The organism is Kocuria atrinae (assembly GCF_039531425.1).
GTDB lineage: Bacteria > Actinomycetota > Actinomycetes > Actinomycetales > Micrococcaceae > Kocuria > Kocuria atrinae.
Window position 1 is genome coordinate 191,163 of sequence record NZ_BAAAQA010000002.1, and the last position, 26,333, is coordinate 217,495.

Annotated in this window: 27 protein-coding genes; 21 read left to right on the forward strand and 6 right to left on the reverse strand. The window is 64.0% G+C overall.

The features are described 5' to 3' along the window. Positions 1-2: 2 nt before the first annotated feature. The 20 genes from ABD283_RS01470 (at position 3) to ABD283_RS01565 (ending at position 17,326) form a co-directional block, all read left to right on the forward strand. A complete protein-coding gene (locus ABD283_RS01470) occupies positions 3-497 on the forward strand; it encodes an NUDIX domain-containing protein (RefSeq protein WP_344223287.1) in 495 nt (164 codons plus the stop codon). Next, positions 494-1,375: a hypothetical protein gene (locus ABD283_RS01475; protein ID WP_344223288.1), complete on the forward strand. Its 882-nt coding sequence runs from the start codon at positions 494-496 to the stop codon at positions 1,373-1,375. Before ABD283_RS01470 ends, ABD283_RS01475 begins: the two co-directional genes overlap by 4 nt. Next, the gene (locus ABD283_RS01480; RefSeq protein WP_344223289.1) at positions 1,375-2,760 is read left to right on the forward strand and encodes a sensor histidine kinase; all 1,386 of its coding nucleotides are present in this window, start codon (positions 1,375-1,377) and stop codon (positions 2,758-2,760) included. The genes ABD283_RS01475 and ABD283_RS01480 overlap by 1 nt, the downstream gene beginning before the upstream one ends. Beyond that, positions 2,757-3,473 carry a response regulator gene (locus tag ABD283_RS01485; protein WP_344223290.1) on the forward strand — a complete coding sequence of 239 codons (717 nt, stop codon included), beginning with the start codon at positions 2,757-2,759 and terminating at the stop codon, positions 3,471-3,473. The genes ABD283_RS01480 and ABD283_RS01485 overlap by 4 nt, the downstream gene beginning before the upstream one ends. 217 nt (positions 3,474-3,690) lie before the next feature. Continuing rightward, the gene (locus ABD283_RS01490; protein ID WP_344223291.1) at positions 3,691-4,635 is read left to right on the forward strand and encodes an ABC transporter ATP-binding protein; all 945 of its coding nucleotides are present in this window, start codon (positions 3,691-3,693) and stop codon (positions 4,633-4,635) included. Further along, positions 4,632-5,858 (forward strand): ABC transporter permease, encoded by a 1,227-nt coding sequence (locus ABD283_RS01495; RefSeq protein WP_344223292.1) that lies wholly within the window; start codon positions 4,632-4,634, stop codon positions 5,856-5,858. Before ABD283_RS01490 ends, ABD283_RS01495 begins: the two co-directional genes overlap by 4 nt. Before the next feature lie 178 nt (positions 5,859-6,036). Continuing rightward, positions 6,037-6,501 carry a 30S ribosomal protein S16 gene (gene rpsP / locus ABD283_RS01500; protein ID WP_344223293.1) on the forward strand — a complete coding sequence of 155 codons (465 nt, stop codon included), beginning with the start codon at positions 6,037-6,039 and terminating at the stop codon, positions 6,499-6,501. A gap of 2 nt (positions 6,502-6,503) precedes the next feature. Continuing rightward, positions 6,504-6,749 carry an RNA-binding protein gene (locus tag ABD283_RS01505; protein WP_031273282.1) on the forward strand — a complete coding sequence of 82 codons (246 nt, stop codon included), beginning with the start codon at positions 6,504-6,506 and terminating at the stop codon, positions 6,747-6,749. Between the two features lie 108 nt (positions 6,750-6,857). Continuing rightward, a complete protein-coding gene (gene rimM, locus ABD283_RS01510; protein ID WP_344223294.1) occupies positions 6,858-7,409 on the forward strand; it encodes a ribosome maturation factor RimM in 552 nt (183 codons plus the stop codon). 4 nt (positions 7,410-7,413) lie between these two features. Next, on the forward strand, positions 7,414-8,226 hold the full coding sequence (trmD, locus tag ABD283_RS01515; protein ID WP_344223295.1) for a tRNA (guanosine(37)-N1)-methyltransferase TrmD: 813 nt from the start codon (positions 7,414-7,416) through the stop codon (positions 8,224-8,226). 199 nt (positions 8,227-8,425) lie between these two features. Beyond that, entirely contained in the window at positions 8,426-8,788 is a 363-nt protein-coding gene (rplS, locus tag ABD283_RS01520; RefSeq protein WP_344223296.1) for a 50S ribosomal protein L19, read from the forward strand. An 11-nt stretch (positions 8,789-8,799) separates the two neighbouring features. Beyond that, positions 8,800-9,483, forward strand: coding sequence for a signal peptidase I (lepB, locus tag ABD283_RS01525; RefSeq protein WP_344223297.1), 684 nt, complete (start codon positions 8,800-8,802; stop codon positions 9,481-9,483). Between the two features lie 48 nt (positions 9,484-9,531). Then, the gene (lepB, locus tag ABD283_RS01530) at positions 9,532-10,326 is read left to right on the forward strand and encodes a signal peptidase I (protein ID WP_344223298.1); all 795 of its coding nucleotides are present in this window, start codon (positions 9,532-9,534) and stop codon (positions 10,324-10,326) included. 2 nt (positions 10,327-10,328) lie between these two features. After that, the gene (locus ABD283_RS01535) at positions 10,329-11,015 is read left to right on the forward strand and encodes a ribonuclease HII (protein WP_344223299.1); all 687 of its coding nucleotides are present in this window, start codon (positions 10,329-10,331) and stop codon (positions 11,013-11,015) included. 118 nt (positions 11,016-11,133) lie between these two features. Further along, entirely contained in the window at positions 11,134-11,550 is a 417-nt protein-coding gene (locus ABD283_RS01540) for a YraN family protein (RefSeq protein ID WP_344223300.1), read from the forward strand. Positions 11,551-11,674: 124 nt separating this feature from the next. Further along, positions 11,675-12,640: a hypothetical protein gene (locus ABD283_RS01545; RefSeq protein ID WP_344223301.1), complete on the forward strand. Its 966-nt coding sequence runs from the start codon at positions 11,675-11,677 to the stop codon at positions 12,638-12,640. Between the two features lie 197 nt (positions 12,641-12,837). Further along, a complete protein-coding gene (locus ABD283_RS01550; protein ID WP_344223302.1) occupies positions 12,838-14,382 on the forward strand; it encodes a YifB family Mg chelatase-like AAA ATPase in 1,545 nt (514 codons plus the stop codon). Continuing rightward, complete coding sequence (dprA, locus tag ABD283_RS01555; RefSeq protein WP_344223303.1) at positions 14,379-15,641, forward strand: DNA-processing protein DprA; 1,263 nt, start codon at positions 14,379-14,381, stop codon at positions 15,639-15,641. Before ABD283_RS01550 ends, dprA begins: the two co-directional genes overlap by 4 nt. After that, positions 15,616-16,611 carry a tyrosine recombinase XerC gene (locus ABD283_RS01560; RefSeq protein WP_344223304.1) on the forward strand — a complete coding sequence of 332 codons (996 nt, stop codon included), beginning with the start codon at positions 15,616-15,618 and terminating at the stop codon, positions 16,609-16,611. Before dprA ends, ABD283_RS01560 begins: the two co-directional genes overlap by 26 nt. A gap of 211 nt (positions 16,612-16,822) precedes the next feature. Further along, positions 16,823-17,326: a DUF3145 domain-containing protein gene (locus ABD283_RS01565; protein WP_344223305.1), complete on the forward strand. Its 504-nt coding sequence runs from the start codon at positions 16,823-16,825 to the stop codon at positions 17,324-17,326. 198 nt (positions 17,327-17,524) lie between these two features. On the opposite strand, the gene ABD283_RS01570 is transcribed toward ABD283_RS01565, so the two are convergent. The 6 genes from ABD283_RS01570 to aceE all read right to left on the reverse strand — a co-directional run bounded on the left by ABD283_RS01570 (position 17,525) and on the right by aceE (position 25,555). Next, positions 17,525-18,787: a beta-ketoacyl-[acyl-carrier-protein] synthase family protein gene (locus ABD283_RS01570; RefSeq protein WP_344223306.1), complete on the reverse strand. Its 1,263-nt coding sequence runs from the start codon at positions 18,785-18,787 to the stop codon at positions 17,525-17,527. A 132-nt stretch (positions 18,788-18,919) separates the two neighbouring features. Then, a complete protein-coding gene (locus ABD283_RS01575; RefSeq protein ID WP_016996935.1) occupies positions 18,920-19,165 on the reverse strand; it encodes an acyl carrier protein in 246 nt (81 codons plus the stop codon). Between the two features lie 152 nt (positions 19,166-19,317). Continuing rightward, positions 19,318-20,385, reverse strand: a complete 1,068-nt coding sequence (locus ABD283_RS01580; protein WP_344223307.1) for a beta-ketoacyl-ACP synthase III — start codon at positions 20,383-20,385, stop codon at positions 19,318-19,320. 63 nt (positions 20,386-20,448) lie between these two features. Continuing rightward, complete coding sequence (locus ABD283_RS01585; RefSeq protein ID WP_344223369.1) at positions 20,449-21,360, reverse strand: ACP S-malonyltransferase; 912 nt, start codon at positions 21,358-21,360, stop codon at positions 20,449-20,451. Positions 21,361-21,450: 90 nt separating this feature from the next. Then, positions 21,451-22,686 carry a PucR family transcriptional regulator gene (locus ABD283_RS01590; RefSeq protein ID WP_344223309.1) on the reverse strand — a complete coding sequence of 412 codons (1,236 nt, stop codon included), beginning with the start codon at positions 22,684-22,686 and terminating at the stop codon, positions 21,451-21,453. 130 nt (positions 22,687-22,816) lie between these two features. After that, positions 22,817-25,555, reverse strand: coding sequence for a pyruvate dehydrogenase (acetyl-transferring), homodimeric type (gene aceE, locus ABD283_RS01595; protein WP_344223310.1), 2,739 nt, complete (start codon positions 25,553-25,555; stop codon positions 22,817-22,819). Between the two features lie 333 nt (positions 25,556-25,888). Here aceE and ABD283_RS01600 point away from each other — a divergent pair, with 333 nt between their 5' ends. Beyond that, a complete protein-coding gene (locus ABD283_RS01600) occupies positions 25,889-26,305 on the forward strand; it encodes a DUF3052 domain-containing protein (RefSeq protein WP_344223311.1) in 417 nt (138 codons plus the stop codon). The last annotated feature ends 28 nt before the right edge of the window (positions 26,306-26,333 follow it).

Consider the following 26,333-nt stretch of genomic DNA (forward strand, 5'->3'; position numbering starts at 1 on the left):
TAGTGGGTTCATATCTGTCAGATCAGGAACTGCGAGAGTTCATCGCCACCCTGCCCACGCGGCGGTTGGCGGCCTCAGCCATCATCCGTGACGAGAGCGGCCGCGTCCTGACGGTGGAACCCAACTACAAGTCCGAGTGGACTCTGCCCGGAGGCACGGTCGAGGCGGGGGAGGACCCGCGCAGCGCGTGCTTCCGTGAAGTGATCGAGGAAGTCGGCTTACACCTGCCCGAAGGCCGCATGCTGTTGATCATGCACGGGCTCAACATGGGCATGTGGGGGGACTCCGTGGCGTTCCTCTACGACGGCGGACAGATTCCCTCCGATACGCAGATCACGGTCCAAGAAGAAGAGCTGCTGTCCTACCGCTGGGTGGCGCCGCAGGACCTGGAGACCGTGCTCTCCGCCGGCATGTCACAGCGGATCCGGGACGCACTGGAAGCCCTGGAACAGGGCACGGTGGTCGAACACGTAGTAGACGGAGGAAAGCGTTCATGACGGACCAACAACTCGATCGGGTGGCGGTTCTGGTGCACGCAGACGCACCCGAACTGCCTTTCCTGGCCAATATCCTGGACGCGAGTTTCACGGCTGTCTGCCGCAACGGGTGGGCGGTGATTTTGCCTGACGAGGACATCGATCCCGCGTTCATCGCCGCTGTTCATCCGGGTGACATGTGCGTTGCGATCTCATCCGACGGCGCACAGCGCAGCCTGACCGTGTATCCCCGCACCGATTCCTCCCGGGACAAGGAGGCGGAACTCAACCATCAGATCGAGATGGGCCGCACCTCCACGCTTCGCTGGGAAGCCGATCACAGCGACATTGCCGACCTTCTCAGCGGCGAAGGCGAGGCCACGCCACAACAGCGGGTGGCCACGGATGTGGAGAAGGACACCAAGGTAGCTGTGGAGGCTATCGCGTCCATCTGCGACCTGGATGCCGCCGCTACCGCCCGCCTCGAGAACTACGCCGCAACCCCCAGTTCGGGCTTGCTGCTCGAATCGGTCCTTCAGCTTCTGAGTCTGCCGGTGCTGGCCGCCAAGCTGGTGGAATCAGAGCGCTCCGTGGAGGACATGGCAGACGCCCAGCACTACGAGCCCAAGGCTCTGGGACTGTCCCTGGTGGATGCCATGACCGCTGAACCGTCCGGCAAGGATCTGGTGTCCCGGGTCCAGCGCGCCTACTTCCGCCACCCTGAGATCCTGCTGGCCGTGGGCGGCGCCGAACTGGTGGCCGGTTCCACACTGGCGGCATTGGCTCGTCGTGGTGGGCGGGGAGCGCGCGTGCTCGGGACAGCTTCCGCGGTCCTGCTGACAGATGCCGCGGGGCAGGCCGCCCTGTGGGCTGCGGTGCGGTCGCGCAAGAAGTCCTAGTGGCTCGGTTCGACTGGACCCGACGGTGGGTCTTCGCGCTGTCGGATCCGGACGAACCGGATTGGCAGCGGCCGCGTCCTAAGGCGCATGAACTCGTTCGAGATACTTGGTTGGCGGTCGCCGTAGCCGCGGTATCAGTACTGTCTCTGGCGTTCATCGAGAGCTACACGTCGTTCCCCGCGGACCAGCCCTGGTGGTTGGGTTATCTGGCGTCGGTCCTGATGGCCGTGCCGTTGGCTTTCCGCCGCCGCTTCCCGGTCGCGGGTGTGCTGGCTGCCTCGGCCGTGTTCGTGTGGGCCTATTACGTGGTCCCCCAGGTCAACATGCAGCTGTTCTTCCAGATCGCTTACTTCGCCAGCGTGTATTCGATGGTTGCGTGGGGCCGTTCTCGGCAACTCGTGACGCTCATGGTGGCGGGCCTGGCAGTATTCACGGCGGGGTGGCTCGTGGTGGATTGGACGATCACCAATTCCTATGCGGAGATTGTGAACAACCTCGAGGAGACCTCCGGGCCGTTCTCCGCGGCGGTCGGCATCATGGGCTACACCGTGGTCATGAACGTCGTCTATTTCGGCGGTGCCGCGGTCATGGGTCGCGCCTCGTGGCGCAGGGCCTTGGACCGGCGCAGACTGCGCGAGCAGGCGTGGCGCATCGCCCAGCAGTCTGAACAGTTGGCCAACCGGGCGGTCGTCGAGGAGCGACTGCGGATCGCACGCGAACTTCACGACGTGGTGGCTCATCATGTGTCCGCGATCGGGATCCAGGCCGGTGCTGCACGCACCGTTATGGCCAAGAACCCGCAGGCCGCCGCGGCAGCGCTGAGCACTGTGGAGGCTTCCAGCCGCCAGGCGGTCACGGAAATGCGCGAATTGCTGGGGGTGCTGCGCGCCGAGGACGGCAGCGTGTTGCCGTCGGAGTCCCGCACACCCGAACCGCGGTTGAGTGAGTTGGACGACCTTGTTTCTTCTCATGCCCGGCACGGGCTTGCCGTCACACTCAATACGTCCCTGGAACACCCGGATGACCTGGACCAGCTCCCCGGTTCCCTGCAACTGACCGTTTATCGCTGTTTGCAGGAGGCCCTGGCCAACGTCACGCGTCACTCCACAGCTCGCGAAGCCACGGCCGTGGTGCGTACCGGATCCACACCTGAGGATCCCGAGGGGCGCGAGCCGAACGCCTGGGTTGAACTGGAGGTCACCGATCACGGCCAGCCCAAACCGGGCACGGAAGGCTCGGGTTTCGGTCTCAAAGGCATCACCGAACGCGCACGCCTCTACAACGGGGTCACCGACATCGGTCCGCGCACACCCGGCCCAGGGTGGCGCGTTCGCGTTCGACTTCCCCGCCCCCTCACCCGTGCTACCCAGGAGGTCACCCCGTGATCCGAGTTCTGCTGGCCGACGATCACGAACTGGTGCGATCCGGTTTCTCACTCATGCTCACCGTCGAGGAGAACGTGGAGGTGGTCGGTCAGGTCGCCAACGGCAAGGACGCCGTGGCCCACGTGCTCGACAGTCCCGTGGATGTGGTGCTCATGGACGTTCAGATGCCCGTGATGGATGGTATTGAAGCCACACGCCTCATCACCGAGGCCACGGACACCAAGGTCATCATCCTCACAACCTTCGACCGCGACGACTATCTCTTCGACGCGCTGAGAGCAGGCGCCAGCGGATTCCTGCTCAAGAACGCCTCACCCGAGGACCTGGTCGCCGCGGTTCACGCCGTGGTGGACGGCCATGCCCTCCTCGCACCGGAGGCCACTCTGCGGGTGGTCCAGCAGCTCACTCAGTACGACGCCGCCCGCGCACCTCAGGAAGCGACGGTCGACGCCCACGGCGGGACAGCGGCGTCGTCGACCGAAGCGCCCCAACGGACGGGCGAGCAGCAACGCATCATCGATTCCCTCACGGCACGCGAGCGAGAGGTGCTCACCCTCGCGGCGGAGGGACTGTCCAACGGCGAGATCTGCGACAAGTTGGTCGTTGGGCAAGCCACGGTCAAGACGCACATTTCCAATGTGCTGGCCAAGGTGGGTGCACGCGACCGCGTGCAAGCGGTGGTGTTTGCCCACAGATCGGGCATGGTGTCCTGACTCGTCGTTGTTCTCCTCGAACGGTGCTGCGATGGGCTGCCCGGGTCATCGCTGGTCCGCTCCGTTCCCGGGCCAGCTACACCGCGAGGTGGAGCGGAAGTTCCGCCGCGGGGCTGATCTCATCGACCTGCACTCCTTCTAGGCTGGAAACAGCCAGGCGCGGCCGTGTCGCGTACACGCCACGGCCGCGGGGACGGCACCGATCCGAGGAGACAGCATGAGGTTGAAAGAACCGGGGGCCGCGTACAGCTCCGTGCGCTATTCACCACCGCACGCGGGGGGCACGCTGGAGGTACAGGACCTCACGCGGAAGTTCGGGGGCCGCACCGTGGTGGACCGGGTGTCCTTTTCCGTGGAGCCCGGACAGATGACCGGATTCGTCGGCGCGAATGGAGCGGGCAAAACCACCACCATGCGCATGATCATGGGTGTCCTCGACCAGCACGGTGGCACCGTTTTGTGGAACGGCCGGCCGATCAATGCCCGCGCGCGCTCGCGGTTCGGTTATATGCCGGAGGAGCGGGGTCTGTACCCCAAGCAACGCATAGCCGATCAACTGGGTTATCTGGGACAGCTCCACGGCATGGAACGTTCCCGGGCCCTGACGGAAGCGCACCGGTTACTGGATCGTTTCGGTCTGGGGGAGCGGGCCAAGGACCGGTTGGAGACTCTGTCCCTGGGCAACCAGCAGCGCGTCCAGGTGGCTGCCTCACTGCTTCACGATCCTGTGGCGTTGGTACTGGACGAACCGTTCTCCGGGCTGGATCCCACCGCGGTCGATGCCATGGTGGGGCTGTTGCGCGACTACATGGCGCGTGGTGTTCCGGTGCTCTTCTCATCCCATCAGCTGGATTTGATCGACCGGTTGTGTGACGCCCTCGTTGTCCTCGACAACGGCACGGTCCGTCTGGCCGGCCCGGTCGAGCAATTACGCGGAGCGCGTCCCGAACAGTATCGGCTGGTCTGCGAGTCCGATGTTGGCTGGACCCGGGGGCAACCCGGGGTGGAAGTGGTCGACCTGGACGGCAATACGGCCATCGTCCAGCCGGCCGATGCCCAGGCACGCGATCAGCTGGTGCGGGAAGCTGCGGCTCGACACATGATCGAGTTCGCGCGACTTCGCCCCTCGCTGGGGGATCTTTACCGGGAGGCCATCTCATGAGCGACGACACGACAACCACCTCCATCGGGGCCTCCACCACAGCAGCGGAAGAGGAACAGAACACCTCGGCGTCGGTCCCCTGGGTGACCGTCATGAACCGCGAAATCGGTGTCAAGCTACGCGACCGCGCCTTCATCGTGTCCACCGTGCTCACGGTGCTCGGCATTATCGGGTTCACCGTGTTCATATTCTTCATGGGCGAGCGCACCACCAGTTACACCGTGGCCGCCACCGATCCGCAAGCGGTCACGGTGGTGGAGACGGCTCGTGACTCGGCCGATGAGAACACCTCGATAGAACTGCGGTCCGTGTCACCTGATGAGGCCCGTGACCTGCTGCAGAATGATGAGATCGATGCGGCAGTTTCCCACGGCGAAGACTCATGGGTGCTCACGGCACGCAGTTCCATGGACAGTTCGCTGAGCGGAATGCTCACGGATGCGGCCAAGGACATCACCGCGCAGCGCAACGCCGCGGAGGCTGGAACCACCACCGAGCAGCTCGCGGCCGGTTCCGAGGTGCAGACACGGACCCTGTCCGATGATCCCGACCGAGGCGTGGCAGCCAACGTGTTGGGTTTCATTTTCGCCATGCTGTTCTACACGGCGGCCATCATCTTTGGCATGGCCATTGCCAACTCGGTGCTCGAGGAGAAGCAGAACAGAGTGGTGGAAATCCTGGCCACGGCCATCCCGGTGCGCCACATCCTCTACGGCAAGGTGGCCGGAAACTGCCTGCTGGCCTACGCGCAGATCATTCTGTACGGAGTGGTGGGGCTGCTGGGCGTGAACCTGCTGGGTCAGGCCGAATCGATCGGATGGATCCTGCAGGCTTCCGGTTGGTTCATCGGATTCTTCGTGGTGGGCTTCGCCGCCCAGGCAAGCATCTGGGCGGTTCTGGGTTCGCTGGCTTCGCGTACGGAGGACCTGCAGTCGAACACCGGCCCCATCATGTCCGTGTTGATTGCCGCGTTGCTCGTGGGCATGTTCGCCAAGGGAGTCTGGCTCACGGTGGCTTCCTATGTTCCGCTGGTGTCCTCGGTGGCGATGCCCGTGCGCATGCTCACCGACACGGTGGCCTGGTGGGAACCGTGGCTGGCGCTGGGATTGTGCGCGCTCTTCGGCTTGATCATGTTCCGCGTGGGGGAGCGGGTGTACCAGCGCGCGGTGTTCCAGGGCGGCCAGGCACTCACATGGCGCAAGGCTCTCAAACTGGAGAGATAACCCACGTTCGTCCTGCGCCCCTCGGATTGACACATGTGGCACAATAGACGGGTACTCGAACCGTGCGGACCCTCTCACCGCACGTGTGTCGCGTCCACAGGAAATCCCACCAAGGCCCGCCCCACGGGTGCAAGTGTGTGCATTTCCGACCACATTCGAAACAGGAGTAACCACTCAAGTGGCAGTTAAGATTCGTCTCAAGCGCATGGGTAAAATGCGCGATCCCCGTTACCGCGTTGTCATCGTCGATTCCCGCAAGAAGCGCGATGGTCGTGTCATCGAGGAGGTTGGCGTCTACCAGCCGACCGAGCACCCCTCTTACATCAACCTGGTTTCCGACCGGATCCAGTACTGGCTCGGCGTGGGCGCACAGCCCTCTGACGCCGTGGCAGCACTGCTGAAGATCACCGGTGACTGGCAGAAGTTCAAGGGTGAGCCCGGTGCCGAGGGTACGTACAAGGCCCCCGAGACCAAGGCTGACTTCGTGGCACCCGACAAGGGTTCCGTGATCATCCCCGAGGCCATCACTCCCAAGGCTGACAAGGCCGAGGCTTCCGAGCAGGCAGAAGCGCCCGCAGAAGAGGCTTCCACCGAGGGTGCGGCTGAGGACTCCACGGAGGACAACGCCGAGAAGGCAGAGTGAGCATGCTCGCCGAGGCTCTGGAACACCTGGTTCGCGGCATTGTGGACAGCCCCGAGGACGTCACCGTTCGCTCACGCGAAGGACGCCGCGGGCAGATCCTCGAGGTTCGGGTTCACCCCGATGACCTCGGCCGCGTGATCGGGCGTTCCGGACGCACAGCCAAGGCCCTGCGCACCGTCGTCACGGCCCTGGCACCCGGCGAAAATGTGCGCGTAGACGTGGTCGATACCGACCGTCGTCGTCGCTAAAGACCGCGCGTACGTGAACGGCCCCTGTTTCCTGCAGACGCGGGAGACGGGGGCCGTCATCATTTGGTAAAAACATCACATCGGCCCAGATCCGGCAAAGGAGATCTCATGAGCGTTCGGATTGCACGCATCGGCAAACCCCACGGCGTGCGCGGGGAAGTCACGGTGCAACTGTTCACCGATGACCCCGAGACGCGCTTCGCGCCGGGTTCTGTCCTGAGCGTCCAGTGGCCGCAGGGATCGTCCGACGCCGCCGCGGGGCTTCCTGACACACTCACCGCATCCGGTTTCCGTTGGAACAAGAAGGTGCTGATCGCCCGTTTCGATGAGATCACTGACCGCAACCGCGCCGAAGAAATGCGCGGATCTCAATTGTTCGCCGAGCCCCACGACGTGGAACTCGACGACGACGAGTGGCACCAGGACGATCTGCTCGGCCTGATGGCCGTGGACACCACCCGCGAGGATCGTGAAGTCGGAAAGGTCACCGCGTTGATCTCCGGCCCGGCGCAGGACCTGCTGGAACTGGAAGTCGTGGGGGAGCGGCGTCGTATTCTGATCCCTTTCGTGGAAGAAATCGTGCCGGACATCGATCTGGAAACCGGGCGTGTGCTGCTGACTCCGCCCGCGGGTCTGCTGGACCTCGGATCGGAGGAGTAGGACCGTGCGCATTGATGTGCTGAGCATCTTCCCCGAATACCTGGCACCCCTTGAGCTGTCGTTGATCGGTAAGGCCATGACGGACGGCGTGCTTGACCTGTCGGTGACCGACCCGCGCAGTTTCGCCACTGACCGGCATCGCACGGTGGACGACACCCCGTACGGCGGTGGGGCCGGCATGGTCATGAAACCCGAGCCGTGGGCGCAGGCACTCGAGTCGGTGACCGCGGCGTCCCCGTCGGATCGCAAGCCGGTCCTCGTCGTCCCGTCCCCGGCCGGCGAAGTCTTTACCCAGGACGTCGCCTATCAACTGGCTGACGAGGAGCAGCTGGTGTTCGCGTGCGGTCGTTACGAAGGCATCGACGAACGCTTCATCGAGTGGGCCTCGGAGCACGCGGTGGTACGGCCCATGAGCCTGGGAGATTACGTGCTCAACGGGGGAGAAGTGGCCGTCCTGGCCATGGTTGAAGCCGTGACCCGGCTGATTCCCGGCGTGATCGGTAACCCCGATTCCCTGACGGAAGAATCCCACACCGGTGGTCTGCTCGAGTACCCCGTGTACACCAAACCGGCCGTGTGGCGCGAACGAGCCATTCCCGACATGCTGCTGTCCGGTCACCACGGGAACATCGCCCGTTGGCGCCGCGACCAGCAACTGCACCGCACCGCCCAGCGTCGCCCGGACATGATCGAGCAGCTCAACCCGGCCGACCTGAACAAGGCCGACCTGGCCATCCTGAGCGAGCACGGATTCCAAGTGGTCAACGGGTCATTCCAGGTCTGCGCGCCGGAACCCACGGACGGCACACAGGGCTAGCCAATATATGGCATAATGGGTCGCTGTGCGTGAGTTGGGCACGCCCCTGCCGCAGGGGGGAGAGCGACCAACAACCACGCATTCGAAATCACCACACCGGACCGGTTTCGACACACTTCTGCGCGTCGGCTCAAACCATCATGGCTGAGCCGCGCGGACCACACGCGATCGACCTGCGGCAGTCGCGAGGAGAAAAAGCATGAACCTTATCGATCAGCTTGATGCCAAGTCCCTGCGTGATGACATTCCGGATTTCCGCCCCGGCGATACTCTGAATGTCCACGTGAACATCATTGAAGGTAGCCGTTCACGTGTTCAGGTCTTCAAGGGCTACGTCATGGGCCGTCAGGGCTCCGGCGTGCGCGAGACCTTCACCGTTCGCAAGGTCAGCTTCGGCGTTGGCGTGGAGCGTACCTTCCCGGTGCACTCCCCGATCATCGACAAGATCGAGCTCGTGAGCCGCGGTGACGTGCGTCGTGCCAAGCTCTACTACATGCGCGACCGCCACGGTAAGGCTGCTCGTATCCGCGAAAAGCGTGACTCGAGCGCTTCGAGCAAGTAAGCATTTTCCACGTGCAATTGCACTCGGAACGCACGGAGGGCCCGGCATCTGCCGGGTCCTCCGCTGTACGTGCACCCCTTTCCCCGCGGCGCTGGTGGCTGCGGGTCATCACCATTGCTGTGCTGGCGGCGCTGCTCATTGCGGCCGCGGTCCGTGCGTTCGTGCTGGACGTCTACTGGGTGGGTTCCAACTCGATGGAACCCACACTGCAGGGCGGGGACCGGGTGCTGGTCAACAAACTGAGTGACGCGGACGAGCTGCAGCGCGGTCAACTTGTCGTTTTCGACGGCCGCGGTTCCCTGGACCCATTGCACTCCACAGACCCCTGGTACACGCAGGCGCTGCACGGCGTGGGACAGTGGCTCGGCCTGACCGGCTCGTCCACCGCGTATGTCAAACGAGTGATGGCGGTCTCCGGGGACACCATTGAATGCTGCGACGCCCAGGGCAAGATCACGGTCAACGGAGAGCCTCTCAACGAGGACTATGTGTACCCTGACGACCAGCCCTCCGATATTCCCTTCGCGGTGCACGTTCCCGCAGATCGGGTGTGGCTCATGGGCGATCACCGCAGCGCATCCGTCGACTCCCGGTCGCTGTTGGGTGCGCCCGGGGGCGGACTGATCCGCACGGAGCGCGTTATCGGAACGGCTGAACGGGTGTTGTGGCCCCTCGACCGGGCCCGGGACTTGTAGTTTGCCCATGGGTGAGACACCCACCATTTCAGGAAGGAACACGGCGTAGTGACTGAAGAACGTCCATCAGATTCCGCGGGGGACCAGCCCGAGCAGGAGCCCTTGCGCCCCCGTCGCTCGTCGCGTTCATCCCGTTCCTCTGCTTCGCGCAGTGCCAAGAAAACCAACTCGGCATGGAGCTCCGTCAAGGAGATCCTGATCGTGGTGGTTCTGGCCATCCTGATCGCCTTCATCGTCAAGACCCTGTTCGTGAGGGGCTTCTACATTCCGTCCGGTTCCATGGAGAACACTCTGGAGCTGGACGATCGCATTTTCGTGAACGTCATGAGCGCCAATCTGGGCACCATCGATCGCGGCGACATTGTGGTTTTCGACGACACCAAGAATTGGTTGCCTTCCCAACCTCAGGGCAGCGACGGTCTCGGCGGCGCGATCCAGAGCGCATTGTCTTTCGTGGGCATCCTGCCGGACAGTGCGGACCAGGCACTCGTGAAGCGTGTCATTGGTGAAGGCGGTGACCACGTTGTTTGCTGTGACGCTGACGGCAAGATCAGCGTGAACGGCACCGCCCTTGACGAGACGTACGTGTACCCGGGAGCTGTGCCTTCCGAGATCCCGTTCGACGTTATCGTTCCCGACAATCACTTCTTCGTGCTCGGTGATCACCGCAATGCCTCCGCCGATTCTCGGGGTCACCTGGCCAATAACAACGCGTTCATCCACAAGGAAGACATCATCGGTACCGCGTTCGTGATCGCCTGGCCGTTGGATCGCTTCCAGATACTTCACCACCCGGATCAAGTCTTCGCCGATGTTCCGGACACCAGCTCCTCCGAGGATTGAGCGTGGCCGCACGTCTCACCACTGATCCCGGTGTCGAACTGGAGCGTGAACTTGCGTCCCAGGGGTTACGGTACGTGGGCGGTATGGACGAGGTGGGCCGCGGTGCGCTGGCGGGGCCGGCGAGCGTGGGGCTCGTGGTTTTCGACGCCGCCACCCTCGGCACTGCGGACCCTTCCGTGTGGCGCGGTGTGCGCGATTCCAAGGCGCTCACCGCCAGGCGGCGGGAAGCACTGGCCCCGGTCATCAATTCGTGGGCCGCGGCGTGCACCGTGGGTCACGCGCAACCCTTTGAAATTGACAGACTTGGGATCAGCGCAGCCTTGAGATTGGCGGGCCTCAGGGCGCTGGAGCAAGCGGCGTCGTCGGGAGTTACCGTGGACGGACTGATCCTGGACGGCTCGTACAACTGGCTGAGCGCTGAACCCGTGTTGGGGCAGGAACCCGATCCGTGGGGCGTACCCGCAGTGGTGCGGACCTTGATCAAGGCCGATGCTCACTGCGTGTCCGTGGCCGCGGCCTCCATTGCCGCCAAAGTGGAGCGTGACCGCATGATGGGCGAGTATGCGGTGGATTACCCAGGTTACGGATGGGAATCGAATAAGGGTTATGGAAGTGCGGTCCACCGAGCCGCCATCCAGGAGTACGGGGTGACCCCACTCCACAGGGTGAGCTGGAACCTGGGCGTCTGACTCTGCTGCGTGCGTTGGTCGATTCGGTCATCACGAGATCCGAGTCCTTCTGGCGTGCGCACTCCACAGGGGCCGGCTGGCCATGGTCACGGGGACTCCGGATCATCACGATGGTTCCATGACTGTCTCTCCTGTTTCCCCAGCCGCCCCCGAACCGCCCGCCACACACATCAGTACCGGCCGTTCCGGGGAAGAACTGATCGCTGATCTTCTGGCTCGTGCCGGTTGGCGGGTGTTGGACCGCAACTGGCGAGCGGGGCGCGATCGTGGGCCGGTGCGCGGCGAATTGGACATCGTGGCCGAACGTGCCGGCTCGATTACTATCTTCGAGGTCAAGACCCGCACCGGTTCCGGATTCGGCCACCCCGCGGAGGCCGTGGGCCCCGAAAAACTCAGACGACTTCATGCCCTGGCCCGCGCCTGGGCGTGGGAACACGGCCGGGCGGAGATTCCGAGCGTGGATGTCGTGTCGGTCCATTGGCCCGCAGGGGACGCCCCGCGCGTTGAACACATGGGATCACTGAGCTGGCACTGACACCAAAGGTCACAATTTGATGTGCATCCCGCGTGCTGAGTGACAATGCCTGGCCGACGTGTCACGGTAGTTCGGGGGTCGAGTAAGGCCCCCTGAACAGTCGATGATCAGTGAGGGCCGCTTGGTGACATTCTCTCTGCCACGCCGGCGCACCGTGGGTGCCTTGGTGGCCGCGGGCCTTCTCATCACGGCGCTGACCGGCTGTAACGGTGTCGAAGAAACCGAGACAGAGCAGTCTCCCACGGCATCATCAGAAAGCTCCGCGGCGGGACTGCGGGGCGGAACGTTCAACGCGAGCTTGCCATCGGGTGCCTCCGTGCGGATCACGCTACCCGCCACACCGCCTCCCGATGAGGACGTGGAGAACCTCCGCAAGGACGCGGGAATCAAGCGTGCGTTGTACGCCAAAATCAGTATCGACAATCGGGAGGGCCGCGAGCCCGTGTCCGTGAGTCGCTTGGTTCTGACCGCCGAGGACGGCGCCATTTATCGCCTCGACGCTCTGCCCAAAGTACTGCCCGAGTGGTCATCCACGCGGGACGACAACGGCCAGTGGAAGAACGCCGGCGGTGACCGGGTGTCGGAGGAAGACGCCCAGGACATCGACCGGCGCGTTGACGAAACCGTTGCCCAATACACCGGCGATGTACCCGTGGGCAGCCGCGGCGACGAAATCCTTGTGGGCGATCTGAGCGGTCTACCGGCCACGTTCTCGTCCATGGAACTCATTCCCTCTATGGGCGACTCCGAGGATCGCGCGGTGCGTCCGAGTCCGGATCGCGCAAACGAGCCCGCCGCGCCGCGCCCCGCATCACCGGCGGATCCCGGGGTACCGGACCCACCGGCACAGGAAACACCTCCCGAGGAAGATCCGGAAGACTCGCCACCACCCGATGACGGGGGATCCGACCCGACCAACGACCCCGCGCCCGAAGAACCCACGGAAGATCCGGAGCCTCCGCAAGATCCGGAGCCGTCGGAACCCGGTACTCAGCCCACCTCCGCACCCGAGGCCGGTGACTCCGGCGACTCCGCAGCCCCGTCCGCTCCGGCTCAGGCTGCCGGTGACCCACTACCCGTGGAGCCGTAGTCCAGAGCCGCTGCCCACGGGCCGTCGGACCTCCACCACCGCGGGGATCGAACTCCAGAACTGCACAGCAGGCCGCTTGGTCTGGGCTAGACGGGCACGCACCGCCATGGTGGTGCCATGCCCAGACACTTTCTGATTCACCTCGAACCTCTAACACCGTGTGCCGCCTCTCGACCGTGCTCGGGCAGTGATGAGTCATGACAGGGTTCGCGCGCACCAAGTCCGTGGCGTTGGTAGGGCTGGAAGGCCACGTGGTGGATGTCGAGGCAGACATCGGCCAGTCACTACCGGCCTTCAGCATCATTGGACTCCCGGACCAGGCCGTGAACGAATCGCGGGAACGTATCCGTGCCGCCGCCCGCAACGCGGGTGTCAAGCTTCCAGCGCGGAAGATCACCGTCAATCTTTCACCGGCCACCCTGCCCAAGCGCGGTTCTCACTTCGACGTCGCCGTGGTCATGGCCGTACTCACGGCTCACGGTGCCATCCGGGCTGCCTCCGACACCGTGTACCTGGCAGAGCTGGGTCTTGATGGGTCGCTGCGCCCCGTGCGAGGGGTATTGCCCGCCGTGCACGCGGCGGTGCTGAACGGGTACTCCACAGTGGTCGTGGCTCGCGAGAACTATCAGGAAGCCCGATTGGTGTCCGGCGCGCGGGTCACCGCTGTCTCCCACCTGGCGGAACTGCTCGTGATGCACGGCGCGGACCCGCACTTGTTGAACAGGGTGCCCGTGGCCGGCCCAGCTTCGGATGAAGCTCGAGAGGTGCAAGAGGTTATCGAGCACCGGGACCTGCGCGACGTAGTGGGTCAAATCGAAGGTCGACAGGCGTTGGAGATCGCGGCGGCCGGTGGGCATCATTTGATGATGGTCGGGCCGCCGGGCGCTGGGAAGACCATGCTCGCGGAACGGTTACCCGGGATCCTGCCGGATCTGGACGATCAGCAGTCCTTGGAAGTCACCTCCATACACTCGCTGCGCGGTGACTCGCATTGTTCCGAATTGATCCGCAGACCACCGCTGCAGGCCCCGCACCACAGCATCACCACACCGGCGCTGTGTGGCGGCGGGAGCGGCATTCCGCGCCCCGGCGCGATTTCGCTGGCCCATCGGGGAGTGCTGTTTCTCGACGAGGCCCCCGAATTCGAACGCCGCGTTCTGGACACGCTGCGACAGCCCCTGGAATCCGGGACTGTGACCATTGCGCGGTCGCAGAACGTTTCCCGCTATCCCGCCAAGTTCCAACTCGTCCTGGCTGCGAACCCGTGCCCGTGCGGTCAAGCAGACGGTGTCGGTAGCCGCTGTACATGTAGTGCCCAGCAACGGCACCGGTACTTCAACAAACTTTCGGGCCCCCTGGTCGACCGCGTGGACCTGCAACTGAGGGTCCCCGCGGTGACGTACCACGAGTTGAACTCTGCACGAGGGGAACCGCCGGAGGACAGCGCGACCGTGGCACATCGAGTCGCTGCTGCCCGGGTAGCCCAGCGAGAACGGCTGGCCCGCTATGGGATCCACCTCAACAGCGATGTTCCCGGGTCGCTATTGCGCAAGACCCTCTCACCGGAGCGGCAAGCCGTTCAGTCGTTGAAGCGGGCCATGGACAACCACACGCTGACCGCCCGTGGCTACGTCAGGGTGCTCCGTGTCGCCTGGACCCTCGCGGACCTGGCCGGCGCCGGATCCCCTACCTCGGAGCACGTGCAACTCGCCCTCTTCTTCAAGACCACGGTGACCTCATGAACCAGCCAACAACCGACCAGCCGGCCGCGTCCGAGTACCTGGAAGAACTACGCCGGGCCAGAACGCAGCTTGCGCGCATCTTCGAACCAGCAGATCGAGCCGGGATGGCCCTGCTGCATTGCCTGGGGCCCATCACCCTGTTGGAGACCGTGACCTCTCAGGCGTCTCCGCCGGCGTGGTTGGTGCAAAAACTACAGTCCGCCATGGCCTCCTGGGGACTGCGTTGCAAACCGGCAGACCTGGCGGCTCGCTTCGAAGCCTGGCGCTCAAGGCTGCCCGTGGTTGATCCGGGTACTGACGCCCGGAACGCGCACTCCCTGGGCGCATGGGTCGTAATTCCGGAGGATCCTGACTGGCCCGAACAACTCGACGACCTGGGTCTGAGCCGGCCCACCGCTCTCTGGGGTCGCGGCGACCGCAATCACCTTGCGGGCCTCGGCCACAGCGTGGCCGTGGTGGGCTCACGCAACGCCAGCGCGTACGGCGCGGCGGTGACCCGGGACATCACCCACCAGGTCAGCGGCGAGGGATGGTGCATCATCTCCGGAGGTGCCTACGGGATCGACGCCGCGGCGCACTCCGCAGCCCTCACAGCGGGCACGTCAGAACCGCCCACCGTTGCGGTCTTGGCCTGCGGAGTGGACCGGTTCTACCCGAGTGCCAACGCGGGTCTGCTCGGCAGGATCGAGGAATACGGGCTACTGCTCAGCGAAGTACCACTCGGGTGCTCACCCACGCGCTATCGCTTCCTGCAACGCAACCGGCTCATAGCCGCACTGTCCCGTGCCACGGTGGTCACCGAGGCAGCATGGCGTTCCGGTTCACTCAATACCGCGCACCACGCTGAATCGCTGTCTCGGGAGGTCGCAGCGGTGCCGGGTGACGTACTGAGCGGTGGGTCGGCCGGATGTCACAAACTGATTCGAGAGGATCACGCGGTGCTGATCAACAATGGATCCGAAGTCCTCGAACTTCTCGGGCCACTGGGCAACGACGCCGCGGTGGGAATCCAGGACGAGCAGGACAGCTTGGCCCGGCGACCGGAGGACTCGTTGGAACCCCATCTCTTGCGACTGTACGATGCTCTACCCCTGCGCCAAGATGCCGGCCCGTCCCATCTGTGTCGCGTGTCCGGGCTGTCTCCCACGGAGGTCATGACGGGTCTCTCCACATTGCGCTCGCGGGGGCTGGCCGCCGACTCCTTGTTGGGGTGGCGCCGAGTAGGCTCGAGGAATGGCCCCGCAGTATCCCGCGAATGAATCGCCACAGGAACTCTCCCAAGATTCGGCACAGGTCTATGAGCCCGTCACGGCGCTCACCTCCGACATCGCGCTGTTCGCTCGCCACCTCCGGCACGAGAAGGCCAGGAGCGAGCACACGGTCCGCTCTTACGTGGGGGACTTGGAGGAACTGTCCGACTGGATGACGTCCCAGGGGCTGAGGGGCTTGGAGGACCTCGACAGGGAATCCCTCAGGGGCTGGCTGGCGCAGCGGCACCAGCGAGGACTTGCGCGCAGTTCTGTGTCCCGGGGGATTGCCTCGGTTCACACGTTCTGTCGTTGGGCGGTGGACAGTGGCCGATTGAGCCATGATCCCGCTGCCTCCTTGAAAGGGCCGAAAAAGGGCCAGCACCTTCCCGAGGTGGTCAACGCCACCGCGTTGTCCGACATGCTCGATGCGCTGGCCGAAACCGCTCAACAACCCGCGGAGGATGACCGCCAGGTCGCGCTGGCGGCCAGGGATTGGGCCCTGGTCGAAATGCTCTACGCCACCGGCGCCCGCATCAGCGAGGTGGTCAACCTCAACAGTTCGGATATCGATCGCAGTTCCGGGGTGATCACGGTGACCGGTAAGGGCAGCAAACAGCGGAGAGTTCCCTACGGAGAACGGGCGGGGCAGGCGCTGGAACTGTGGCGGCGTGGTCGTGAAGTCGTGGCCACCGAGAAATCCGGTGAGGCCATCTTCCTGGGCGCACGTGGCGGCAGAATCGACGCGCGAGTTGCCCGCCGTACCGTGGCAGAAGCCCTGCGTACCGTGCCGGATACGCACGCGAGCGGGCCCCACAGCTTACGACACAGTGCGGCAACGCACCTACTGGACGGGGGAGCGGACCTGCGCAGTGTGCAGGAGCTGCTGGGGCACTCCACCGTAGCCACCACTCAGATTTATACTCATGTGTCGGTTGAACGGCTCAAAAAGGCCTATGCCCAGGCGCATCCGAGAGCATGACATCTTTGGGGCGCAACGGATTGAGGTTGACCCGCTCTCTCTGCTACTGAACAATGGGTGCCAGCAGTCACGCGAGCTGATCCACCGGCCTCGAATCCGCGAGAAGAGCTCATGGTGGCTGCACAACAATTAAATGTGTCTGCGGTGGTGAACCGAGGGACTCCGTGCAGGACGTTGGGGAAGACGTACCTACATGACGGAGGAACAGGCTATGTCTTCACCCACCACCCGCGGAGTGCTGTATGTGCACTCTGCACCCCAGGCGCTGTGCCCCCACATCCAGTGGGCTCTGGAGTCCGTTTCGCGGCAGCGAACGGATCTTGAGTGGACCCCTCAGAACGCGGAGCCGGGTGCCATGCGCGCCGAACTCGAGTGGTCGGGGGTCGCTGGCACCGGCGCACTTTTGGCGTCCGCGCTACGCACCCTTGGTCGGATCCGATTCGAGGTCACGGAGAATCCCAGCCGCGGTAACGACGGCTCTCGCTGGTCATTCACGCCCGATTTGGGAATCTTCCATGCCACCACGGATGTTGCCGGCAACATTGTGGTCAGTGAGGACCGGATACGTTACGCCTACGAGGCCGCAGCCGGTGACCCCACCCTCCTTCTCACCGAGCTCTCGGTGGCCCTGGGGGAGTCGTGGGACGAGGAACTGGAACCCTTCCGCCACGCAGCTGAGGGCGCGCCTGTGCGCTGGCTGCACCGCGTCAGCTAATCCGTTTTTTCAGCACACGCGGACCATCCTGTCGTTACATCACGGTCTAGGTCCGAACTTACCCACGCAGTTTTCGACGGCGCTCGCGAGCGTTACGCGCGCTAACGCCTCCTGAATTCACAAAAGAGCCCCGGCTCACACCGCTTTCCGTCAGCGGTGCGAGCCGGGGCTCTTTTGATCGGCTTGGTGACTTGACTCCTAAACGGAGCGGAAGGCAGCCACGGAGTTGTGACCGCCAAATCCGAACGAGTTGGAAATGGCCACCATGTCACCCGAGGGCAGATCGCGGGCCGCGGTCACCACGTCCAGGTCGATCTTCGGATCCTGGTTGTCCAGGTTGATGGTGCACGGCGCAATTCGGTTCTTGAGCGCCAGAATGGTGAGCACGCCTTCCACGGCACCGGAGCCACCGAGCAAGTGTCCGGTCATGGACTTGGTGGCCGAGACTGCCATGTTGTCCACTTCGGAGCCGAATGCGGCGCGCAGGGCGCCGGCCTCCGGAATGTCACCCACGGGGGTGGAGGTCGCGTGCGCGTTGACGTGTTTGATGTCCGAGGGCTCGAAACCACCCGAAGTCATGGACTCACGCAGAGCCCGCGCGGGCCCGCCCTCGTCTCCGATCGCGGGAGAGGTGATGTGGTGCGCATCCGCACTGAGACCCGCTCCCGCGAGCTCAGCGTAGATCTTGGCACCGCGGGCCTTGGCGTGATCTTCGGACTCCAGGATGCACGCGCCCGCACCTTCGCCCATGACGAACCCGTCACGGTCGATGTCGAACGGGCGGGACGCAGCCTGGGGATCATCGTTGCGACGCGAGAGCGCTTGCATCGAATTGAAAGCCGCGATGGTCACGGGGTGAATGGCGCTCTCGGCGCCGCCCACGATCACCACGTCCGCCTTGCCTTCACGAATCAGGTTGAGGCCTTGGTAGAAGGCCTCGGTTCCGGAGGCGCACGCGGAAACCGGGGTGATGGCGCAGGCGCGGGCCTTGAACTCCATGCTCACGGATGATGCGTTGCCGTTGGGCATGAGCATGGGAACGGTCATGGGCTTGACACGGCGCGCGCCCTTGGCCTGCATGGTGTCCCAAGCATCCAAGAGGGTCCACACGCCACCGATTCCGGTGCCGAAGGCTACGCCCACGCGAGTGGGGTCCACCTCGTCGCTGGTGTCTGCGTTGTCGCCGGAGAAACCGGCGTCGCTCCAGGCTTCGCGCGCGGCAGCCACGGAGAACTGTCCTGAGGGGTCCAAGCGCTTGGCTTTAACGCGGGAGACGGCCTCTTCCGAGGGGGCGGGGGCGGTTGCGCCGATGCGCACCGCCAGGTCGTATTGTTCGACCCAGTCATTTTCCAGGGCGTGAACACCGGAGACGCCCTTGAGAGCGTTGGCCCAGGTTTCCTGGACGTTTTCACCGATGGGGGTGATGGCTCCCAAGCCGGTGACAACTACTTTGCGGGACATTATCTGCACTTCCTCGTGTCCGGGATCGCATGGGTTCCGGGCGCTGGCCGCGGCCAGGGGTCCGGTAGATGAAGCGCGGCGTGCGGGCGACCCTTGTGGGGTCTGCCCGGCACGCCGCGATTCATCGGGGGCTCAGGCCTGAGCGTTGTCGATGAAGTTGACGGCGTCCTCGACGGTCTTGAGGTTCTTGACCTCTTCGTCCGGGATGGTCACATCAAACTTCTCTTCAGCGTTGACCACGATGGTCATCATGGAAATCGAGTCGATGTCGAGATCATCGGTGAAGGACTTGTCGAGCTGGACAGCTTCGGTCTCCAGGCCGGTCTCTTCGTTCACGATTTCTGCCAGGCCGGCCAGGATTTCGTCTTTGCTCGCCATGGTGGCTTCCTTTCTCTGGGGTCGCGTTACGCAACCTTGCTATTGAACGACGACGCTCTGGTGAGCTGTCGCGGTGGTTCGTGCCGAAACTTCCGGAACGATCCGAGAACATAAGGTGTGCGGTCTTACCCTACGACACCTGACTGGCGGGTTCAGGGCAGTAACACCACTTGCGCGCCGTAAACCAACCCTGCTCCGAAACCGATCTGCAGCGAGGGTTTTCCGGACAGTTCCGGGTGTTCCGCGAGCAGGCGATGAGTGGCCAACGGGATGGACGCGGCGGAGGTGTTGCCCGCGTCTGCAATGTCACGCGCGATGATGACCGACTCGGGCAGTTTGAGCACCTTGGCCATCTGATCGATGATGCGCATGTTGGCCTGGTGGGGCACGAAAGCGGCCAATTCCTCCGGAGCCAGACCGGCGGCGTCGAGCGCTTCCTGGGCGACACGTGCGCCTTCCCAGGAAGCCCAACGGAATACGGTCTGACCGTCCTGGCGCAGCGTGGGCCACATGGTGGCATCTGGGCGCATCTCGCCGGTCTCGGGGTCGGCGAGGTCCTTGGAGAATGAGCGTTCGCCGCCCTGCTCCACCGTCAGGATGTCCGTGAGCGGGTGGGTCATGCGAATCGCATCCCACTTGGAACCGTCCGAGCCCCAGACTGAGGGGCCAATGCCGGGCTCGTCCGAAGGACCGATCACCGCAGCGCCGGCGCCGTCGCCGAGCAAGAAGGAAATTGAACGCTCACCGTTGTCGATGACATCGGAGAGTTTCTCAGCGCCGATCACCAGAACGTTGGTGGCCGCACCGGAGCGCACCAGTGCATCCGCCTGGGCAATGCCGTAGCAGTAGCCGGCGCAGGCAGCGGAGACGTCGTAGGCGGCCGCCGGTGTCGCACCGATGCGGTCGGCAAGCTTGGCCGCCAGAGAAGGCGTCATGTACGGGAAAGTGACGGTCGAGACGATAATCGTGCTCAACTGCTCGCCGGTCAGCCCGGCGTTCTCCAACGCTTCACGAGCGGCGTGCTCGGCCATCTCCAACACAGAGACGTCCTTGGGCGCGCGTTTGCGGGTGTGAATGCCGGTGCGCTTGACGATCCACTCGTCCGAGGACTCGATCCACTGACACACGTCGTCATTGGTGACCGTCACGGAAGGACGGTAGGCACCCATCCCCAAGATCTTGGAATGGGCGTTCGGGATGTTCTGCTTAATGGTCGCCACGAGAGGCTGACTCCTTACCTGGTGCGAATCCGTTGCGTGCTGCGCGAAGGCGAGGCACCGTTGTTAGCTCAGAATACTCCGGACCGCATCCAGATCCGCGGGCTCGTTCACCGCGCTTGCCTGGGCAGCTTTCAACCCGCGCTTGGCCAAGCCGGCCAAAGTGCCCGCCGGCGGCAGCTCGATGAGCCGATCCACATCCAACTCGGCCATGGTGTCCATGCAGGCATCCCACCGAACGGGACGGCACACCTGCTCCACCAGAGATTCGACCACCGCGGTTCCGGAAGTAATGACCGAACCGTCGAAATTGGTCAGAAGCTTGTGTTCGGGATCCTGCGGGGATAACTGCGGTGCCAATTCACGCAGGGGATCCAAAGCGGGGGCCATGTGCTCGGTGTGGAACGCTCCGGCGACCTTGAGCGGAATCACCTTGGCACGGGCAGGGGGGTTCTCCTTGAGCACCTCCAGCTGCTCGAGGGTGCCCGCGGCCACCACCTGGCCGCCTCCGTTGGCATTGGCGGGGGAGGTGCCAGCGGCTGCGATGGCTGCGGCGACGTCGTCGGCCTTGCCGCCCAGGACCGCGGCCATGCCCGTGGGGGTTGCCGCGGCGGCCTTGGCCATTTCCGTGGCGCGAACGCGCACGAAACGCATGGCGTCGGCTTCGCTGAGCACGCCGGAGAGGGCTGCCGCGGTGATCTCGCCGACGGAATGACCCGCGAACACGATGTCGTCGCGGCTCTTCCACGAGTCAGCCAGCAAACGCCCGGCCACAAGGCCAGCGGCGACAATCAGGGGCTGCGCGATGGCTGTGTCCTTGATCGTTTCCTCATCGGCCTCGGTGCCGTAATGGGCAAGATCGAGCCCGGCGGCCTCGGACAACTGCGCCACATGCTCTGGCACACCGTCCACGGTCAGCCATTCGCGGAGGAAACCTGGTTTCTGGGAGCCCTGACCCGGGCAAACTACGGCTATCACCATCCCATTCCACCAAATCGTGAGCGGATCGGGGGTGTCCTGGGCCACCAAGTGGAGTGTGAGGCTTTGTGCGACTCCTACAAACCCACGTTATTGGGGCGAGTTCAAGCGTCCCGCAACCATCGCGCAGTGCAGTACGAAAGCGTCCCTGGGGATCAGCGGATCCCACCCCGTAATGTCGCAGACCCTGCGGAGCCGGTAGCGCACGGTGTTGGCGTGAACGAATAGTTCGCGGGAGGTCGCCTCGAGCGAATTGCCCACGCTGAAATACGTGCTGAGCGTGTCCACCAGACCGGTCGAGGAGTTGGAGAGCGGGGCCCACACGGCATCGACCATGGCGGTCAGCGCAAGCGGATCACCCGACATGGCGCGTTCGGGCCACAAATCTTCCGAATCGACCGGTCTCGGGGCCTGAGGCCACGCCGACGTCGTTCGGAACCCTGCCGAGGCACGGTCGGCCGAGTACTTGGCGTCAAATACTGTGTCGACAGCGGGGCCATACACCACGGGACCGTCGCCGAACACGGACGCGAGCTTGGTCAGGGCACGGCGAGGATCATTGACGCCACCCAGAACAAGCACCAGCCGGTCGGTCTGGATCGACACGAGACACTCGGTGGCGTATCTGGTGGCGGAGCGGCGGATCTTGTCCACGCTGCCAGGGCCGGTGGTTGCCGGTGCGGTTCCCACCATGACCGTGACTTGACCCTGATCCGTCCACCCGAGAGCTGCCACGCGTGAGCGAATGGAATCCGAACGGTCACCTCGGAGGATCCCGTCCACCACCAAGGATTCGAGTCGGGCGTCCCACGAACCCCGATTCTCGGCGGCCTTCGCGTAGACATCGGCAGCGGCGAACGCCACTTCACGGGAGAACCGCAGCACCGCTTCGCGCAGCGCACTTTCATCGCTGGATTGCGCGAGTTCCGGGACTTTTTCCTCCACCACGTCCACCACGATGCGCAGCACCTGTAACGCGTTCTGCAAAGAGATGGAACGCGTGAGTTCCGTGGGCGCTTGCTTGAATACTTCGGTGAGCACCCAGACCGGTTCCTGGGGGTCCTCGTACCACCGCACGAAGGATGAGATTCCGCGCTGCGCCAGCAACCCGAGCTCGGAGCGCTCGTCGGCCCGCAACTGGGAGAACCACGGCAGAGAGGTGCTCAACCGCTGCACCGCCACGGTGGATACCTGGCCGAGATTCGCCTTGAGATTGTCGAGCGTGCGCGGGTGGGGGCTTCCGGCTGGTCGATTACGCAGTGGCCACGTCACTCGGCGTGAGGAGCGCTGTTTTGCGGACGAAGTGCCTTTGGAATCGGAAGCCATGGAACGAGGTTAGTGCATCGAAAACGCCGATGCCCGTCCACGAAAAACGTGAACGGGCATCGGCGTTCATCCGTTGGTTGCGGTCACCTGGAAAGTAGCTCCGGTGACTCTCACCTCACGGTTGGTGGGATCAGGCGTCTCCGCCGGCATTACCGGACGTTCCGGCGTTGGGGTCGAGCAGGTCGTACTTGTCGATCGCCTGCGCCGGGGCGGACCAGTCCACCTCGCCACGCTTGGCCAGCATCTCCAGGGTGCGCACCACCATGGAGTGGGCATCAATCTTGAAGAAGCGACGTGCGCCGGCGCGGGTGTCCGAGAATCCGAACCCGTCCGCACCCAGCGACGCCCAGTCGTTGGGCACGTACTGACGGATCATGTCCGGCAGGTCTGACGTGAAGTCGCTCGTGGCCACCACCGGGCCGGTGGCACCGGCCAAAGCCTGTGCCACATACGGGGTGCGGGCACCCTCGTTCGGGTTCAGGAAAGCTTCTTCCTCGGCAGCCTGAGCGTCACGCCGCAGGTTGATCCACGAGGTCACCGACCACACGTCGGCCGAAACACCCCAGTCCTCCGCGAGGATCTTCTGCGCTTCGATGGCCCACGGGACGCCCACGCCGGAGGCGAGCAACTGGGCGCGGGGGCCCTCGTTCTCGGCCGGCTTGAGCAAGTAGATGCCCTTGATGATGCCCTCGACGTCCACATTCTCCGGCTCTGCCGGCTGGTGGATAGGCTCGTTGTACACCGTGAGGTAGTACATGACGTTGTGGTCCTCGTCACCCGTGCCGTACATCTGCTCGATACCGCGCTTCACGATGTGCGCGATCTCGTAGCCGTAGGCGGGGTCGTAATGGATCACGGCGGGGTTGGTGGCCGCGAGCATCGGGGAGTGACCGTCCATGTGCTGCAGACCCTCGCCGGTCAGCGTAGTGCGGCCTGCGGTGGCGCCAATGACGAAACCGCGTGCCAGCTGGTCCGCTGCCGCCCAGAAGATGTCACCGGTGCGCTGGAACCCGAACATCGAGTAGAAGATGTAGACCGGGATCATGGCCTCACCGTGGGTGGCGTAGGAGGTGCCGGCCGCGATGAACGCGGCCGTGGCGCCGTCCTCGTTGATGCCCGGGTGCAGCAGGACGCCCTGCTCGGACTCCTTGTACGCGAGCATCAGTTCGCGGTCCACGGAGAGGTAGTTCTGCCCGTTGGGGTTGTAGATCTTGGCGGTCGGGAAGAACGAATCCATGCCAAAGGTTCGGGCCTCGTCGGGGACGATCGGCACGATGCGCTGACCGAAGTCCTTCTCCCGCATCAGGTCCTTCAAGATGCGCACGAAGGCCATGGTGGTCGCGGCCAGCTGCTTGCCGGAGCCCTTCTTCGCGGACTTGAACGCCTTGTCCGTGGGGAGGGTGATCTCCTTCTGCTCGTGCGGGCGGTCCGGGGTGAAGCCGCCCAGTTCCTTACGCCGCTCGAGCATGTACTTGATCTCCGGCGAATCGGCACCCGGGTGGTAGTACGGTGCGCCGTACAGGTCCTTTTCGAGCTCTTCATCGCTGATCGGGATACGCATGCGGTCGCGGAAGACCTTCAGGTCGTCCAGGGTCAGCTTCTTCATCTGGTGCGTGGCGTTACGAGCCTCGAAGTGGGAACCCAGGCCATAGCCCTTAATGGCCTGGGCGAGGATCACCGTGGGCTGACCCTTGTGCTCGAGCGCAGCCTTGTATGCGGCATACACCTTGTTGTAGTCGTGCGCGCCGCGTTTGAGGTTCCAGATCTCGTCGTCACTGAGGTCGGCAACGAGTTCCTTGGTGGCCGGTGACTTGCCGAAGAAGTGGTCGCGCACGAATCCGCCGGACTCAGCCTTATAGGTCTGGTAGTCGCCGTCCAGCGTCTCGTTCATGATGCGGACCAGGTCGCCGGTCTTGTCCTTCTCGAGCAAGTCATCCCACTCGCGACCCCACACGACCTTGATGACATTCCAACCCGCGCCACGGAAGAACGCTTCGAGTTCCTGGATGATCTTGCCGTTACCGCGAACGGGTCCGTCCAGGCGCTGCAGGTTGCAGTTGATCACGAACGTCAGGTTGTCCAACTTGTCGTTTGCGGCCAGCTGCAGGAGCCCACGGCTCTCGGGCTCGTCCATTTCTCCGTCACCGAGGAAGGCCCACACGTGCTGGTCGGAGGTGTCCTTGATACCGCGGTTGTGCAGGTATCGATTGAACTGTGCCTGATAGATGGCGTTCATCGGGCCGATGCCCATGGACACCGTGGGGAACTGCCAGAAACCGGGCATGCATCGCGGGTGGGGGTACGAGGGCAGGCCTTCGGGTGCCTTGGTCTTCTCCTGGCGGAACCCATCCAGCTGTTCCTCGGTGAGACGGCCTTCCAAGTAGGCACGTGCGTAGTTACCGGGGGAGGAGTGACCCTGCCAGTAAATCTGGTCGCCGCCGCCCGGGTGTTCGGGGCCGCGGAAGAAGTGGTTCAGGCCCACTTCGTAGAGCGTGGCCACGCCGGCGTAGGAAGAAATGTGGCCACCCACGCCGATTTCGGGACGCTGCGCGCGGTGCACCATGACCGCCGCGTTCCAACGGATGAAGGCGCGGTAGCGGCGCTCGATCTCCTCGTCGCCGGGGAATTCCGGTTCCTGGTCGACCGGGATGGTGTTCACGTAATCCGAGGTGGTCACCATGGGCACACCCACGGAGTGCGCGCCGGCGTACTGCAGCATGGCCCGCATGATGTACTGCGCCCGTTCGGTTCCCTGGGTTTCAATCAGCCCTTTGAAGGACTCGATCCACTCCTGGGTCTCCTCGGAATTGGCGTCCTCCAGGTTATTCGTGAGGCCGCTGAGAATGTGGTGGTTGCTGGATGAAGACACTTCAACCTCTCTATCTTCGGCTCCGTGGATCGGGGTTGGCCCGGCGAGGAGCGTCAATCGGCGCCCCGGTGGGACGTACCGCTTTGCTATATATCGTCTCATAAACGGCCAGTGGTCATACCGCTCCACGGTGGTTCCGCCGGTCACATCGGAGTCGTCACAAGAATTAGAATCAACTGTTTCCAGCCCGCAGAGCTTGAACGAGAGTTGAATCCGGTGTTGTCTTGTATCGCACCGTTTCTATGTTTGGCCCGGCACCCGCTGGCCAAGGCATCCATCAGTGCATCGGCACTGTGGGCGGTAGCACGTCTACATCAAGAAGGAGTATATACGGTGAGCGAGGCAAAGGCCCCCGACGAGTCCGCGGTGGACCAGCTCAATTTGAAGGACGGAGACTACGTCCAGGAGTTCGGTTACGACGACGACGTCGACGCTCAGTTGCGGGACCAGATCGAGGCCACCATTGGCTCGGAGCTGTTCGATGACGAGGCACAAGAAGTCGTGGACGCTGTCATCCTGTGGTGGCGCGAGGGCGACGGTGACTTGGTGGACGAACTCGTTGACGTCCAGGCCACCCTCGATGAGGGCGGTGTGGTCTGGTTGTTGACTCCCAAGTCCGGCCGTGACGGTCACGTTTCTCCGGCAGACGTCCAGGACGCCGCTCCGACAGCAGGACTGCACGTCACCACCACCGCTCGAGTTTCCCCCGATTGGTCCGTCACCCGGTTGGCGCCCAAGCGCAATTTCTGACCTCGTGCCGGAACATCAACCACTTACG

What these genes read in the sequence shown, in the direction of transcription:
- ABD283_RS01475 (WP_344223288.1), top strand. Translation starts at nt 494, where the DNA reads ATGACGGACCAACAACTCGATCGGGTGGCGGTTCTGGTGCACGCAGAC.
- ABD283_RS01490 (WP_344223291.1), top strand. Translation starts at nt 3,691, where the DNA reads ATGAGGTTGAAAGAACCGGGGGCCGCGTACAGCTCCGTGCGCTATTCA.
- dprA (WP_344223303.1), top strand. Translation starts at nt 14,379, where the DNA reads ATGAACCAGCCAACAACCGACCAGCCGGCCGCGTCCGAGTACCTGGAA.
- ABD283_RS01570 (WP_344223306.1), bottom strand. Translation starts at nt 18,787, where the DNA reads ATGTCCCGCAAAGTAGTTGTCACCGGCTTGGGAGCCATCACCCCCATC.
- ABD283_RS01505 (WP_031273282.1), top strand. Translation starts at nt 6,504, where the DNA reads ATGCTCGCCGAGGCTCTGGAACACCTGGTTCGCGGCATTGTGGACAGC.
- rimM (WP_344223294.1), top strand. Translation starts at nt 6,858, where the DNA reads ATGAGCGTTCGGATTGCACGCATCGGCAAACCCCACGGCGTGCGCGGG.
- ABD283_RS01590 (WP_344223309.1), bottom strand. Translation starts at nt 22,686, where the DNA reads ATGGCTTCCGATTCCAAAGGCACTTCGTCCGCAAAACAGCGCTCCTCA.
- ABD283_RS01565 (WP_344223305.1), top strand. Translation starts at nt 16,823, where the DNA reads ATGTCTTCACCCACCACCCGCGGAGTGCTGTATGTGCACTCTGCACCC.
- ABD283_RS01560 (WP_344223304.1), top strand. Translation starts at nt 15,616, where the DNA reads ATGGCCCCGCAGTATCCCGCGAATGAATCGCCACAGGAACTCTCCCAA.
- ABD283_RS01495 (WP_344223292.1), top strand. Translation starts at nt 4,632, where the DNA reads ATGAGCGACGACACGACAACCACCTCCATCGGGGCCTCCACCACAGCA.
- ABD283_RS01550 (WP_344223302.1), top strand. Translation starts at nt 12,838, where the DNA reads ATGACAGGGTTCGCGCGCACCAAGTCCGTGGCGTTGGTAGGGCTGGAA.
- rplS (WP_344223296.1), top strand. Translation starts at nt 8,426, where the DNA reads ATGAACCTTATCGATCAGCTTGATGCCAAGTCCCTGCGTGATGACATT.
- ABD283_RS01540 (WP_344223300.1), top strand. Translation starts at nt 11,134, where the DNA reads ATGACTGTCTCTCCTGTTTCCCCAGCCGCCCCCGAACCGCCCGCCACA.
- ABD283_RS01575 (WP_016996935.1), bottom strand. Translation starts at nt 19,165, where the DNA reads ATGGCGAGCAAAGACGAAATCCTGGCCGGCCTGGCAGAAATCGTGAAC.